The sequence below is a fragment of the Photobacterium sanguinicancri genome, from assembly GCF_002265265.1.
GTDB lineage: Bacteria > Pseudomonadota > Gammaproteobacteria > Enterobacterales > Vibrionaceae > Photobacterium > Photobacterium sanguinicancri.
In genome coordinates this window covers 1-14,563 of the sequence record NZ_NOIF01000132.1, presented here as the reverse complement: position 1 = coordinate 14,563, position 14,563 = coordinate 1, and the positions used below count along the sequence as shown (strand labels likewise).

Annotated in this window: 11 protein-coding genes; 8 read left to right on the top strand and 3 right to left on the bottom strand. The window is 43.3% G+C overall.

Features of this window, described 5'->3' with window-relative positions; genetic code table 11:
- Nucleotides 1-281: 281 nt before the first annotated feature.
- Genes nrdA through yfaE form a run of 3 tightly spaced genes read left to right on the top strand, consistent with a single transcriptional unit; the run spans nt 282 to nt 4,017 of the window.
- Entirely contained in the window at nt 282-2,549 is a 2,268-nt protein-coding gene (gene nrdA / locus ASV53_RS17155) for a class 1a ribonucleoside-diphosphate reductase subunit alpha (RefSeq protein ID WP_094957982.1), read from the top strand.
- A gap of 44 nt (nt 2,550-2,593) precedes the next feature.
- Nucleotides 2,594-3,727: a class Ia ribonucleoside-diphosphate reductase subunit beta gene (gene nrdB / locus ASV53_RS17150; protein ID WP_094957981.1), complete on the top strand. Its 1,134-nt coding sequence runs from the start codon at nt 2,594-2,596 to the stop codon at nt 3,725-3,727.
- Nucleotides 3,724-4,017: a class I ribonucleotide reductase maintenance protein YfaE gene (yfaE, locus tag ASV53_RS17145; protein WP_094957980.1), complete on the top strand. Its 294-nt coding sequence runs from the start codon at nt 3,724-3,726 to the stop codon at nt 4,015-4,017. The genes nrdB and yfaE overlap by 4 nt, the downstream gene beginning before the upstream one ends.
- 108 nt (nt 4,018-4,125) lie before the next feature.
- Here yfaE and ASV53_RS17140 read toward each other — a convergent pair whose 3' ends face one another.
- The gene (locus ASV53_RS17140) at nt 4,126-5,349 is read right to left on the bottom strand and encodes a CinA family nicotinamide mononucleotide deamidase-related protein (RefSeq protein ID WP_189337904.1); all 1,224 of its coding nucleotides are present in this window, start codon (nt 5,347-5,349) and stop codon (nt 4,126-4,128) included.
- A gap of 533 nt (nt 5,350-5,882) precedes the next feature.
- Between ASV53_RS17140 and tyrP the strand changes: the two genes are divergently transcribed.
- The 3 genes from tyrP (at nt 5,883) to ASV53_RS17125 (ending at nt 10,180) form a co-directional block, all read left to right on the top strand.
- The gene (gene tyrP / locus ASV53_RS17135; RefSeq protein WP_094957979.1) at nt 5,883-7,100 is read left to right on the top strand and encodes a tyrosine transporter TyrP; all 1,218 of its coding nucleotides are present in this window, start codon (nt 5,883-5,885) and stop codon (nt 7,098-7,100) included.
- A gap of 310 nt (nt 7,101-7,410) precedes the next feature.
- Entirely contained in the window at nt 7,411-9,384 is a 1,974-nt protein-coding gene (locus ASV53_RS17130) for a putative bifunctional diguanylate cyclase/phosphodiesterase (RefSeq protein WP_094957978.1), read from the top strand.
- 85 nt (nt 9,385-9,469) lie between these two features.
- Complete coding sequence (locus tag ASV53_RS17125) at nt 9,470-10,180, top strand: sulfite exporter TauE/SafE family protein (protein WP_094957977.1); 711 nt, start codon at nt 9,470-9,472, stop codon at nt 10,178-10,180.
- Here the strand turns inward: ASV53_RS17125 and ASV53_RS17120 are convergent.
- Both ASV53_RS17120 and cysB read right to left on the bottom strand, forming a co-directional pair.
- Nucleotides 10,169-11,374, bottom strand: a complete 1,206-nt coding sequence (locus ASV53_RS17120) for a methyltransferase (protein ID WP_094957976.1) — start codon at nt 11,372-11,374, stop codon at nt 10,169-10,171. The two genes, ASV53_RS17125 and ASV53_RS17120, sit on opposite strands and share 12 nt — an antisense overlap.
- A 111-nt stretch (nt 11,375-11,485) precedes the next feature.
- Nucleotides 11,486-12,460, bottom strand: coding sequence for an HTH-type transcriptional regulator CysB (gene cysB, locus ASV53_RS17115; protein ID WP_062688605.1), 975 nt, complete (start codon nt 12,458-12,460; stop codon nt 11,486-11,488).
- A 323-nt stretch (nt 12,461-12,783) separates the two neighbouring features.
- Here cysB and ASV53_RS17110 point away from each other — a divergent pair, with 323 nt between their 5' ends.
- A complete protein-coding gene (locus ASV53_RS17110; protein WP_062688603.1) occupies nt 12,784-13,545 on the top strand; it encodes a hypothetical protein in 762 nt (253 codons plus the stop codon).
- Between the two features lie 140 nt (nt 13,546-13,685).
- Nucleotides 13,686-14,441, top strand: coding sequence for a tRNA isopentenyl-2-thiomethyl-A-37 hydroxylase MiaE (gene miaE / locus ASV53_RS17105; RefSeq protein WP_094957975.1), 756 nt, complete (start codon nt 13,686-13,688; stop codon nt 14,439-14,441).
- The last annotated feature ends 122 nt before the right edge of the window (nt 14,442-14,563 follow it).

Sequence of the window (14,563 nt, the reverse complement as noted above, 5' to 3'; positions counted from 1 at the left end):
CACTCAAGATCAGTTGCAATTTTCTTTAATACTTATGTATCTGCTTGAGTGAGTTAGTAGGCACTAACTATTTATAACACATCCCCAAGTTATCCACAGATGGTCGTTTTTTGTCAACTTGCAAAACGCCGCCATCAACACTATCTTGTAACGCATTAAGCTCAACACCCCAATATATAGTGTTTTCAGTGCAAACACATAATTGTTACAAAGATCACACTCTTTGCTAGCAAATTACTAAAAATTGCAAAAACACGGGGTTCAATGGAATACAGCCAAAAATGAATCAACAGCTAACTGTTACTAAACGTGATGGCCGCAAAGAGACTATCGAACTGGACAAACTTCACCGAGTGATTACTTGGGCTGCAGAAGGACTAGAAAACGTTTCTGTCTCTCAGGTAGAATTGAAATCACACATCCAGTTTTACGATGGCATCAAAACGGAAGATATCCACGAAACCATCATCAAATCAGCGGCTGATCTCATTTCGGAAGAAACGCCAGATTACCAATATCTGGCGGCACGCCTTGCGATTTTCCACCTACGTAAAAAAGCGTACGGTAAATTCGAGCCACCAGCACTTTATGACCACGTAACTAACCTTATTGAAAAAGGTAAGTACGACCAACATTTGCTCGAAGACTACACCCCTGAAGAATTTGCAGTGATGGATGGCTTTATCGATCACTGGCGCGATATGAACTTCTCATACGCTGCGGTTAAGCAACTTGAAGGTAAATACCTAGTTCAAAACCGAGTATCTGGTGAGATCTTTGAAAGTGCGCAATTCCTATACATACTAATTGCTGCGTGCTTGTTCGCTAAGTATCCAAAAGAAACGCGCCTTGATTACATCAAGCGTTTCTACGACGCGTCATCACAGTTCAAAATTTCACTACCAACACCGATTATGTCTGGTGTGCGTACCCCTACCCGTCAATTCAGCTCATGTGTATTGATCGAGTGTGACGATAGCCTTGATTCAATCAATGCAACCTCGAGTGCAATCGTACGTTACGTTTCTCAACGTGCAGGTATTGGTATCAATGCTGGTCGTATCCGTGCGCTAGGTTCTGAAATCCGTGGTGGTGAAGCATTCCATACTGGTTGTATTCCGTTCTATAAATACTTCCAGACTGCTGTTAAGTGTTGTTCTCAAGGTGGGGTGCGTGGCGGTGCTGCGACATTGTTCTACCCAATGTGGCACGGTGAAGTAGAATCTCTACTGGTACTGAAAAACAACCGTGGTGTTGAAGAGAACCGTGTTCGTCACATGGATTACGGCGTACAACTCAATAAACTGATGTACACCCGTTTGATCAAGGGCGAGAATATTTCTTTATTCTCTCCTTCTGACGTACCAGGGCTATACGATGCATTCTTCGCAGACCAAGTTGAATTTGAACGTTTATACGTAAAATACGAGCAAGACGATAGCATTAAGAAAACATCAGTAAAAGCGCTCGACCTATTCTCGCTACTGATGCAAGAACGTGCATCAACGGGCCGTATCTACATTCAGAACGTTGACCACTGTAATACGCATAGCCCATTTGACCCAGCAGTTGCACCAATTCGTCAATCAAACTTGTGTCTTGAAATTGCCCTACCAACCAAGCCACTAAACAACGTTGAAGATGAAAACGGTGAGATTGCACTATGTACGCTATCTGCGTTTAACCTTGGTGCTATTGAGTCACTTGATGATCTTGAAGAACTTGCAGAATTAACAGTACGTGCACTTGATGCCCTACTTGATTACCAAGATTACCCATTACCAGCAGCACGCCGTTCAACCATGAACCGTCGTACACTGGGTGTTGGTGTAATCAACTTTGCTTACTACTTAGCGAAAAATGGTGTTCGTTATTCTGACGGTAGTGCAAACAACTTAACGCATGAAGCATTTGAAGCGATTCAATACTACCTATTGAAAGCATCGCTTGGCTTAGCAAAAGAACAAGGCGCATGCCCTTCATTCAATGAAACGACTTACGCGCAAGGCATTCTACCTATCGATACTTATAAAAAAGACATCGATAAGATCTGTGATGCAGAGCTGAAATACGATTGGGAAACACTGCGTGAAGAAATCAAAACGCACGGTTTACGTAACTCAACGCTATCAGCACTGATGCCTTCTGAAACGTCTTCACAAATTTCGAATGCAACTAACGGCATCGAGCCACCACGTGGCTTCGTATCGGTAAAAGCATCGAAAGACGGTATCTTGAAGCAAGTTGTTCCTGAATACAGTAAGTACAAAGATAACTACGAACTACTGTGGAACATCGGTAGCAATGATGGCTACTTACAACTTGTTGGTATTATGCAGAAATTCATCGATCAGGCGATTTCAGCGAACACCAACTACGACCCAAGCAAGCAAGCTGGTGGCAAAGTTCCAATGAAACTCTTGCTAAAAGACCTGCTTAACGCGTATAAACTCGGCGTGAAAACGCTTTACTACCATAATACGCGCGATGGTGCTTCAGACGCTCAAGGCGATGTAGGTGCAGACGATTGCACAAGTTGTAAAATTTAAAGAATTGAATGGGAGCTTCGGCTCCCTTTAATGTCGAGGAAATCATGGCATACAGCACTTTTTGTCAAACAAATAACGATCAACTAAAAGAACCGATGTTTTTCGGTCAGCCAGTCAATGTTGCCCGTTACGATCAACAGAAATTCGAAATTTTTGAAAAACTGATCGAAAAGCAACTTTCTTTCTTCTGGCGTCCTGAAGAAGTGGATGTCTCAGGCGATCGTATCGACTACAACAATCTGCCAGAGCACGAGAAACACATTTTCATCAGCAACTTGAAATATCAAACGCTGCTTGATTCGATCCAAGGCCGAAGCCCTAACGTCGCGCTACTGCCTATTGTTTCCATTCCTGAGCTTGAAACTTGGATTGAAACTTGGTCGTTCTCTGAAACAATCCACTCACGCTCTTACACGCATATTATCCGTAATATCGTAAAAGACCCGTCGATTGTGTTTGATGACATCGTGGATAACGAACACATCATCAAGCGTGCTGGTGATATCTCTAAGTACTACGATAACCTGATCAACCAAACCAACAACTACCACCGCCTCGGCGAAGGTACACATGTTGTTAACGGTGAAAAAGTTGTTGTTAATCTTCGCGAAATCAAAAAAACACTTTACCTTTGCATGATGTCAGTCAACGCGCTAGAAGCGATTCGTTTCTACGTGAGCTTTGCTTGTTCATTTGCGTTTGCTGAACGTGAACTGATGGAAGGTAACGCGAAAATCATCAAGCTAATTGCGCGTGATGAAGCACTTCACCTTACGGGTACTCAGCATATTTTGAACTTGCTACGCACAGGCCAAGATGATCCGGAAATGGCTGAGATTGCAAAAGAGTGCCAGCAAGAATGTTTCGACATTTTCCACGATGCTGCAGAACAAGAAAAAGAATGGGCTGAATACCTGTTCAAAGATGGCTCTATGATTGGCTTGAACAAAGACATTCTTTGCCAATATGTTGAGTACATTACGAACTTGCGTATGAGTGCTGTTGGTCTCGGTCAGGCATACCCTGAAGCGACCCAAAACCCAATTCCTTGGATTAACTCATGGTTATCTTCTGATAACGTGCAAGTTGCTCCACAAGAAGCGGAAATCAGTTCATACCTTGTTGGCCAAATCGATAATGATGTAAGCGCTGACGATCTTGGTGATTTTGAACTATGAGTCAATTAACCATTATGGTTAACGGCATTAAGGTTTACGGCAATAGCCGTGAACCTTTACTCGTACAGCTCGAAAAAGTAGGAATTCAACCTGAATACCAATGCCGCAATGGTATGTGTGGCGCTTGTCGCTGCAAACTTCAAACCGGTGCAGTCGATCAGCAAGATTCAATGGCATTTGTAGGTCAGAATGAAATTCTGAGTTGTTGCTCGGTGCCTAAATCAGACATCAATGTTGAGTTTGATTATCACGTCGTGCCAGAAACACTCGCAGAAGTATCAAATAGCTAACATTGTATTTCAAGGTTAGCTATTTCATTAACCTCTCACATCCCCCTTACTTCACTAGAACCAACACCACTTCTTTGCCACCGATTCATCCACGAAAATCGTGGTTATTTAATGATGCGCAGCAAGAAAGATCTCACCCATTCGCTCCAACGAACCATACTCACCCAGTACATCTTTATGTTCCAGCCAACGGCGCAGCATGTCTAGCATTACAGTCGCAATCATAGTGCGATGTGCATTATGGCTATATTCTCGTTTCGTTTTCACGGTTTGTGCCCAGTCACCTTGTGGGGTCGCCAGTGCAATAGCCACACTGCCATCGATACACATACCAGAAGCTAGAGCGACATTCGTTTGGCTACGTTCACGTGCTCCTGACGCCATAGCTAACACCGCAGCAAGCTGATCACTATTACTCTCATCAACTTGACCAGCCAATACCCAACCTTGCTGGCACTGGGCACGAGACTCTGGCGTTTCTTGCATCCAGTTTGTCACATAACCACTGGTAAACTGCTCTGCCACAGTGAGTGTCAGCTTATCTGCGGCTAAGCGCTGGCCAATATTCTCTATCAGAGACTGTTCAACCGACACCACATGATCAGCCAGCACATCTATCATTTGCTGATGAAACTGCTGTGCCTGCTGGTGCGCTTTCTCTGCAAATAACTTCACTTCAATAAACGGCAATGACGAGCGATAACCGATTTCACATCCTTGAGGCAAACTCAGCGCAGTTAAACTCTCACCTATACCCGATTCAGATAAACCAAAGGTATGGAAACGATGACAGCGCAACGCAGTATTTTCAGGGTATTGCCGCTTCATCCTTGGCAAAATTTCATCATGGATCATTTGCTTGAACTCGCTCGGCACACCAGGTGTAAAATACAAAATAGCTCTATTGAGCTTCATCGCAAAGCCACACGCCGTCCCAACAGGGTTTTCAAGTAGTTCGGCACCTTCAGGTAACATAGCTTGCTTAAGGTTTGATTGAGGCATCTCACGACCGAGTTTTTGATACTTCAACAGCATCTGTTCGACCCAGTAGTCTGATTGCTCCAAGCCAAGGTTGGCAGCAACCGCAGCTGCTTGGGCAGTCAAATCATCCGTTGTTGGCCCTAACCCACCATTCACAATCACAATGTCGTTACGTAAACTCGTACTCACTAACTCTTCAGCCAACACCTCTAGTTGATCACCAACAGTTATTCTACGAGTCATAGCAAACCCTTGCTCGAATAACAAACGAGAAAGCCAAGCAGCATTGGTATCAACAATGTCGCCATGCAACACTTCTTCCCCTGTACTGATCATTGCGATGTGTAGCATCTGTTCACCTTTACACTTGTGTGATCTCTAATTCATAGAACAAACGGCCACCGCCGTTAGTCCACGCTCATTGAGTATCTTAGCTTGCTCTATGTCGCTTGCCTACGCCTCAACCTACTGAAAAATAATCAAACCTAACGCTAACACTCTATAGCGATAAAAAGTAGATAAAAGGTCAAATACCAAACTGAGTGAATCCCCCAAAATAAACCGTAAAGCTTGCTTTACACTGAGTAATTCACCGTTGACAGTTTAGCTCGCTAGCTTTAAGGTAGCTTTCAGCCAAGATATTCTAGTCAAACACTGGAATACCAATAATAATAGCAATGAAAGAGTCAAAACTGTGATAACACGCCACCAGCCAACTTACTATCGCTAGCCGCAGTAGAACAGAAAGTGTAAAGATTAAATTACACACTCTACTGTGGCCACCCCAAAGCTATCACGATGCAGCAAAGCTCGTGACAACCTACTGATTTAGCAAATAACTAAAACGTTAAATCGCCAAGATAACTTTCGGGAGCGACCCTCTAATGACAATGAACAAAACCTTTGGCAGTATGCTTATTATTGCTGGCACCACGATTGGCGCAGGCATGCTTGCCCTCCCCCTTGCTTCTGCGGGATTAGGCTTTTCTACTGCAATTATGATTATGGTGGGCATTTGGGCACTAATGACCTACACCGCGCTATTGATGCTAGAGGTTCATCAATATGCAAGTCCTAGTGCAACCTTACATACACTCGCGCGTGACCTACTCGGCCGTAAAGGACAAGTGATTGCTAGTTTTGCAATGCTATTTCTATTTTACGCACTGTGTGCAGCCTACATAGCAGGTGGTGGTGCGCAAATGAACGACAAACTTGTTCATTGGTTTGATCTGGATGTCGCACCTCAAGTCGGTACGATTGGCTTTACCGTGGTAATTGCTGCAGTGGTATCGATTGGTACACACTCTGTCGATATAATTAACCGCATATTATTTAGCTTAAAAATTGTGGCTTTGGCGACAATGCTCGGTCTGCTTGTTCCACATGTACAAGGTGATCACCTTATTAATATGCCGTTAGAGAAAGGGTTAGTCATTTCAGCACTGCCTGTCGTTTTTACCTCATTTGGCTTTCACGGTAGTATTCCTTCAATTGTGCGCTACGTAGGCATTGATATTCGCTCGCTCCGAAAGGTGATGGTGATTGGTTCTGCAGTCCCGCTAACAGTATACATTTTATGGCAAATCGCTAGCCAAGGCGTTTTAAGCCAACCTGATCTCATGAGTAGCTCTAACCTTGGTATGTTCATCAGCAGCCTTAGCGACATGCTTCATAACCCTATGGTGAGCCAATCGGTTTCAATCTTTGCAGATCTTGCCTTAGCGACGTCATTCCTAGGCGTTAGCTTAGGGCTCTTTGATTTTCTATCAGACAGCTTCAACCGTGGTGATAAAGTGGGCGGGCGAGTGCAAACCGCATTGATTACCTTTGTTCCACCACTATGCTTCGCCTTGTTCTACCCACAAGGCTTTATTATGGCACTCGGTTATGCTGCGATTGCACTGGTTGTATTAGCACTGTTCTTGCCTGTTGCTATGGTCAATGCACAACGTAAAAAACATCATGAAATGGATGAAGACTTAAACGGCTACCAAGTTCGAGGTGGTAAGCCTGCTCTTGCTGTCGTTACCCTGAGTGGTATCATTATTATCAGTGCTCAATTTCTCCAAATGGCAGGCGTTATTCCAGCAGTAGGATAAATAAATGCATAGCCACTTTAGCTTCGATAAGTTAGAGTGGCTTTTTATTAAACCCTTCATCCTAAAAGTCTCCCCCTTAGGCGTGGCACGCTTAAATTGCATTTAATTAGCATCTTAATCCTTCTAGTCAAAAACAACCGTTTTCGGTACATTCTCACCAACAATTCTTCTAAAGAATCAATGAATTAACCTTTACGATATTGTAATTAATGAACAGGTATCACGATTCCTCATAAAATTCATATTGTTAATAGGTGTTTTGGGCTAGTCTGAACGTCTTATTCCTTGATACTAATTATAAACTTTGGTAATGAGCCAACATTTTTCTCTTTTTGATCGCCTTCAGTCCCCAGTCTGGATATTCGACATTGATCATAAACGTATTATTTGGGCCAATCAGGCTTCACTACCATTATGGGAATCTTCGTCTATCGAGGAGTTAGTCTCCCGTGACTTAGCGAAGGATATGTCACAAGCTGTCCACGCGATTCTTGATGAATACCAACAGTATTTTCATCGGGGTGAACATATAAAGACATGGTGGAACTTCAACCCTAAACAAAAACAAAAGAAAGCACTTTGCTGTTTCTCTGGCTTCACATTAGAAGATGGTAGAACAGCGATGTTAGTCGAAGTAATTGCCGATGAATCAACGTTACGTCGTGAACTCGCTTTTGCTGAATGTTCAAACCTTGCACTACTGTTCGAGTGCCAAGGCGACTTAATCAGTGCCAACGATGTGTACGCACATGAATTTGGTTCTCTACTCCAAGATTTAGCGCACTTTTTAGGTGACCGACAACTTGCAAATGCCTGGTTGACTGAGGCTCAAGCAAACAGCGTCATTCACCGACAAAAGCTTTGTTGGACAGGTAAACAGCACCTTTGGTTTGATATCGAGGGGAAATGGCTACAAGATAAACAACAGCTGTTGTTGCACCTTACCAATATCAGTCCTGAAAAAGAGAAATTACGTAAAGCTAAGTACAACGCAGAACACGATTTCCTTACGGGATTATTGAATCGGCGCGGTATTACTAACGCTATAAAAAAATCCCATCATGATCGCCAACCTTATAGTTTACTCTTTTTAGATATTGATGGATTCAAGCTGGTTAACGACACCTATGGCCACGCTATTGGTGATAAATTATTGCGCGCAATCGCCATTCGCTTAAACGATACTTTGCAGCAAAAAGGCTTATTGGCTCGCTTTGGTGGCGATGAGTTTATTATTCAAATGGAACGCCGTTTCATCACGGACAGTAGCCTGTTTGCAAAAGAGATAATTGCAGTACTCAACCGACCTTTCCATCTGAAAGAAGTCGGTGAACTATCAATAGGTTGTAGTATTGGTATTACCCACTACCCTGACGATGCTATCGACATTGAAACCTTGGTTACACAAGCTGATATGGCGATGCACCGTGCAAAATTACGTGGACGTAATCGCAGCCATCATTTTTCACAAGAAATGGCCGATGCGCTATACCGAAAAATGACCCTGCGCCACCACTTAACCGTGGCAATGGAAGAAGAAGCCTTTGAGCTCTACTACCAACCGATAGTTGATTTAAAAAGCCGCCACCTAAAAGGATTTGAAGCCTTAATTCGCTGGCACGATGAAGAATTAGGGCAAGTATCGCCTGCAGAATTTATCCCTTTAGCAGAAGAAACGGGTCAAATTGTTCCGATGGGACGGTGGATTTTAGAAAGCGCTTGTAAGCAGCTAGCTGCATGGCAGAAAAAATACCAACGCAAGTTCATCATTAGTGTCAATTTATCACGCGCTCAACTGCAAGCCAGCCTAGCAGGCAATGTTGCCGAAATGCTGGAACTGTATCAACTTGAACCATCATCGTTGGCATTAGAGCTCACAGAGTCTACCATGCTGCAAGAATATGACGATGCTAAGCAATGCTTAGAAGATCTTGATGCACTGGGGATCGAGCTTCATCTTGATGATTTTGGCACAGGCTATTCATCACTTTCCCAACTGCAAGATCTACCGATCAGCACCGTAAAACTTGACCGCAGTTTTGTTCAAGGTGAACACAAAGGCAGCCAAGCCATTATTGAAGCAACGCAGGCTATCTGTGAAAAGTTAGATTTAAAGGTTGTTGCTGAAGGGGTTGAAACCATATCTCAGCTAGAGTATCTGCAAAACTGTAACTTCGATTACTGTCAGGGTTACTATTTAGGGAGACCTATGCCACCGCATGAACTGGAAGCGCGAAACTTCAGCCTCTTAAATGCCGTTCCAATTAAAAAAATCATGCTTTAGTCTAAAGGCTCTTTAGAGCCTTTTCTTTTATCAAATGTCACACTGTACTCTCGTGCTTTTTGCGTGTTTATGAGTAGGATTTGAAATGGATACCAGCCTGTTACTCGCCTTGACCATGATTTTTATTGGGTCGTTTGTGCAAAGCTCTATTGGTTTTGGTTTAGCGATTATTACCGCCCCTATTCTATTTCAAATCTCACCTGACTATGTCCCCGCCCCTATTACTCTTACCGCCTTATTCTTATCTTTAGTGAATGCCTATAAGTTTAAAGCGAACATTTCGTTAGACGGGTTATGGATGGCGTTTATAGGACGAATTCCAGGTTCAATCGCAGGTGGTGCATTGCTTTACTTTGTGGAACTAAAAGTCTTATCGCTATGGATTGGTGGGATTGTTATTCTTGCGGTGATCATTAGCTTGTTACCAATCCGTATTCAGCCTAACAGTACGCGCCTCGCCATTGCTGGTTTTTTTTCAGGCCTATTTGGTACAAGTTCAGGGATCGGCGGACCACCAATGGCGCTACTACTTCAGCACCAAGAAGCCAATTTGATCCGAGCTAACCTCTCCGCATTCTTTGTAGTCAGCAGCCTACTGTCTTTGATAGTCCAAGTGCCGGTTGGCCATATGAGCCTACATCACCTGTACTTATCACTGCCATTTATTCCCGCCTCTTATCTCGGTTATAAGTGCGCGATGGTTTACGTTGATAAAATCGATAAACAAACCATTCGTACAATTTCTTTAGTCATGTGCTCCCTTTCAGGCGCAGTCGCAATCTATTCAGCCCTTTGAACGTAAATACTCAGCATGAATCAATAAATTACGCGGCGTTGTCGGTTTATCACAAAATGTACCTACATTAACTTGATAACCAGCTTCCTCCATAAAACAGGCACGATCATAAACCAGCCACATCTCAAGTGGGCGGCGAAATAGCTGACGAACCAACTCCATACGTTCTACGATGGCGAAGCGTTGCTCACCTTCTGCTTGCCAATGACAAAAATCGATATTACTTGGTAAAGTCACGCCTTTCTTTTCTGCAGCCCATATACAAAATGCCATAAAACCTTCATTCAATAACGCTTTTTGAATATTAGGTACAGGCAAATAAGTATTACTACCTAATACATGACGTTGTAATGAATCAAATCCTAGCCGATAGCTCACTTCAACAAATCGTTGACGGCGTACCCGCTGTCCAGCTGTAACTGTTTCTTGTAGCGGCAAACGGAGATCATGTTTTGATAGTTCGATATCACTGCATTTAGCGATGTTCGATAACGCTTGGTAATGCTTATCACGGATTAAGTGATAGCAGCACGGTGAAACGCTAACCGCGCGGCCTTGTTTATTAGCGACTCGCTGTAATAGCGATACATGTAAATCACCGCAAGCATGAAGCGCAACAGCATGCTGCTCTGCCTCAATATATTGTTCACTCTCATTCGAAAAAGCATCACCTTGAACAAATGAAATGGGTAAACCCAATTGCTTCACAGCAGCTGCACCATCAATACATAACTGCTCTTGCCACTCTAGGCTCACCACAGGGGTGTGATGCGATGCTGCTAATACCCGACCAAGGTGCCCTTTACCTGCACACCATTCTAACCAAGGCAGATTATGTTGCGGCAACGCAGCATTAAAAGCGGTAATTTGCGTCCACTTACGACCTGGAATACCGACATCAAGCCCTTTCGGCAGCGCTGTTGTGGTTCTAACCGTTAAAGGGTGGGTTTCTGACACAGAGATCAATTGATGCGCTTGTGGGATCCAAGGTGAAAGTGCATCTGCCAGGGCGGTGGTATCTTGTGTCAGAGCCTCTATTTGCTCATCATTAAGCGACATTAGCCACTGACATAACTCAGGGTGAGATTGCTGCCAAGCTAACTCTGTTTCAGCAAATGGCATAAATTGCCAGAATGTACGTGTATTTGATAGCGCCGTATCAAGCTGTTGAAGCAAAGAGGAGTAGCTAGGCATAAAGCAATTCTTTAGAGGAAAACACCGGGCGCATAGTCTACCTGAACCATGGAAATAAAAAAGGCTACACACTATATAGTGAGTAGCCTCTGGCTCTTCAGACTCTGGAGTCTAACGTACCGGTAATTCCATGGTGGCAAACATGCTTTCGATTTCAGTATTCGTTTTCAGTGCCACCGCTTGATCAACGACATTACGCGTTAAATGGGGGGCAAAGCGCTCCACGAAATCGTACATGTAAGAACGAAGGAAAGTGCCTTTCTTGAAACCTATCTTGGTGGTACTCGCTTCAAAGATGTGGCTAGCATCAATAGCGACCAAATCAGTGTCCGTCACAGGATCCATCGCCATACTGGCAATCACACCAACACCAATACCTAATCGAACATATGTTTTTATTACATCAGCATCTGTTGCCGTAAAGACGATACGTGGTGTTAGACCAGAGCGATTAAACGCGCTATCTAGTTCAGAACGGCCTGTAAAACCAAATACATAAGTCACTAATGAGTATGCGGCCAAATCATGAATAGTGATATTGTCTTTTTGAGCTAGAGGGTGATCAGCTTTAACCACAATGGAGCGATTCCAGTGGTAGCACGGTAACATGATCATATCCTGATACAGATGAAGTGCTTCGGTAGCGATAGCAAAGTCGGTCGTTCCTTTCCCAACTGCATCGGCAATTTGCGACGGCGTCCCTTGGTGCATATGTAACGACACTTTAGGGTAACGTGCGGTAAAGCCTTGAATAACTTGTGGTAACGCATAACGTGCTTGTGTATGCGTTGTAGCGATATTCAGCGTCCCCATTTCAGGATGGGTATGCTCACCCGCCACGGCTTTGATGCTCTCAACCCGAGATAAAATATCGCGTGAAATACGTACAATTTCTTCACCAGCCGTTGTCACCTTTGTAAGGTGCTTACCGCTGCGTTCAAATATTTGAATACCCAATTCATCTTCAAGCAAGCGAACCTGCTTACTGATACCGGGTTGTGAGGTATATAAATTTTCTGCTGTTGCTGACACATTCAAATTGTGATTCACAACTTCAACAATGTAGCGTAGTTGTTGTAATTTCATGGTACCGCCTAACCTATAGTCCGTTACATCTTATCAGTGCAACCATGCATTTCGTATTGTTATATATCGTTTCGTTACGTTTTCATAGCATTTCTTATAGCTTTTGGTAATTTGACATAGCGCTTTTTGTAAAAAATTATTAAGTCATTCATCCCAAAAATTTCATCCAATCGACCATTCATCTTCAGGCACAATAGATCAACTTCCAAAAAGCCTAAATTAGTTATATAAACCGCGCATTTTTAGGCTTCTCGCTATCACCATTCTGCCACTTGGTGTATCTTATAGCCTTATGATAAATGCAACGGAAAACTGATTATCTTATGAGCTTACCTTTAGTAATAGGCTTGGTTTCCTTATTACTGATTTTGATCGTTGGGTATAACATCATCATTCAGTATCGCCAACGTGTTGAAAGTGCAAAACACCAAGAGCTTGCCAAGCATATTGCCATTATTGATGCGACCGAAGACTTAATCGGTAATGCTCATCATATGCCATATAGCAAAGAGCTACTGGTTTGTTTGAACCAACGGATTATGTACGCTTTGCAAAGTATGCATGAAGCCGATACTTCAGATAAATCACTCCCTTCACGTATCACTAATGTCACTCAGCAAATACAACACCTTCAACAAAACTACTCTAATGCTGATGTAGCACCATTCAAAACGCCAACGACAGATAAGCAAGCGTTAGGCATGCTGCAATTAGTGAAGCGCTTGAAGACAGTAGTGAAGAACGAACACAGCAAGGGCCGCTTTGCGACACAAGCTTTTGTAGCGGAAAATGCGCGTCTTGAAGGTATTCAGCTGCGTATTAATATTGAAAACGTAGTAAAACGCGCCAACGATGCACGTATGAAACGTCAATTGGGTACTGCGAAACAGCTACTGAAAAAAGGCATTGATGTGCTAGCGAGTAAAAACGATAACTACGCTAACCAAGCACGAGAAAAATTGCAGATGATGCTGAATGAGATTGATAACAGTCAATCAGCAACACAAGAGCAAGAACGCCAAGACATGCTAAATAAAGATCAAGATGATCTAGACGTATTGTTCCAGCCAAAAAAGAAGTGGTAACCCTCTTCCTTACCCTTTTAAAAAGGTCGCTTAGCGGCCTTTTTTATTGCCACTAATTCACACTTTGCATCTTATTATTTCCTTGCGTCGCTATGATATGATGAAACCTCATATAGCAATCAGCCTCTTATAAAAAGCTCATGATTTCAGAACTATTAGCGCCAATAAACCAGTTTCTTAAAGCCTCTACGCCAGACGAATGGATTAATGAAGCTCGCAAGCCAGAGAACCTTTCCGTTATTTTGCGTGACCACATGTTGTGCGAATTAAAAGCCGCGCAAAGTGCAATCTTTCTTATTCGTAAATATGCAGTCGATAAAGAAAGTGCACAACAGCTGACGGAATGGGTGAAACCCTACGAGGCCTTAGCGTATAAAAAGACAGGGACGCTTGAGTCTCTTCGAGGTAAAAGCAACGCGTCAAAACAAATAACGCCACGCGCAGACTGTGCTTACAGCCAAGATTTGATTGATAAGATGGTATTGCTGATCAAAGAAGAGCTGCACCACTTCTATCAGGTGTTAGAGCTAATGGAAAAGAAAGGCGTTAGCTATGAACTGATCGATGCGGGTCGTTATGCTAAAGGGCTCATCAAGCACGTTACCAGTTACGAACCTGATGCCCTGATCGACAAGCTGATTATTGGCGCCTTCATCGAGGCTCGCTCGTGTGAACGTTTTGCCAAACTTGCGCCGCACCTTGATAAAGACATTGAGAAGTTTTATATCTCTTTATTACGATCGGAAGCACGCCACTATCAAGACTATCTCACACTCGCAGAGCAAATTGCAGGCAAAGACATTTCAGAACGCATTGCATACTTTGCCAACATCGAAGCTGACCTCATTTCATCACCCGATACTGACTTCAAATTCCATAGTGGTACGCCAGCCTAAGTTTCTAGCCTGAATTTTGGCCACAAAAAAACCGCCTCTCGGCGGTAATGCCGATCAGTTAGCGTAAATATGATCGGTTGAACGATCCTCCAGAGCTGTCAAAATCCAAGTGTAATTAATGC

Coding starts and splice junctions, on each gene's coding strand:
- tyrP (WP_094957979.1), top strand. CDS start 5,883: ATGACAATGAACAAAACCTTTGGCAGTATGCTTATTATTGCTGGCACC.
- ASV53_RS17125 (WP_094957977.1), top strand. CDS start 9,470: ATGGATACCAGCCTGTTACTCGCCTTGACCATGATTTTTATTGGGTCG.
- ASV53_RS17140 (WP_189337904.1), bottom strand. CDS start 5,349: ATGCTACACATCGCAATGATCAGTACAGGGGAAGAAGTGTTGCATGGC.
- nrdB (WP_094957981.1), top strand. CDS start 2,594: ATGGCATACAGCACTTTTTGTCAAACAAATAACGATCAACTAAAAGAA.
- yfaE (WP_094957980.1), top strand. CDS start 3,724: ATGAGTCAATTAACCATTATGGTTAACGGCATTAAGGTTTACGGCAAT.
- ASV53_RS17110 (WP_062688603.1), top strand. CDS start 12,784: ATGAGCTTACCTTTAGTAATAGGCTTGGTTTCCTTATTACTGATTTTG.
- miaE (WP_094957975.1), top strand. CDS start 13,686: ATGATTTCAGAACTATTAGCGCCAATAAACCAGTTTCTTAAAGCCTCT.
- ASV53_RS17120 (WP_094957976.1), bottom strand. CDS start 11,374: ATGCCTAGCTACTCCTCTTTGCTTCAACAGCTTGATACGGCGCTATCA.
- ASV53_RS17130 (WP_094957978.1), top strand. CDS start 7,411: ATGAGCCAACATTTTTCTCTTTTTGATCGCCTTCAGTCCCCAGTCTGG.
- nrdA (WP_094957982.1), top strand. CDS start 282: ATGAATCAACAGCTAACTGTTACTAAACGTGATGGCCGCAAAGAGACT.
- cysB (WP_062688605.1), bottom strand. CDS start 12,460: ATGAAATTACAACAACTACGCTACATTGTTGAAGTTGTGAATCACAAT.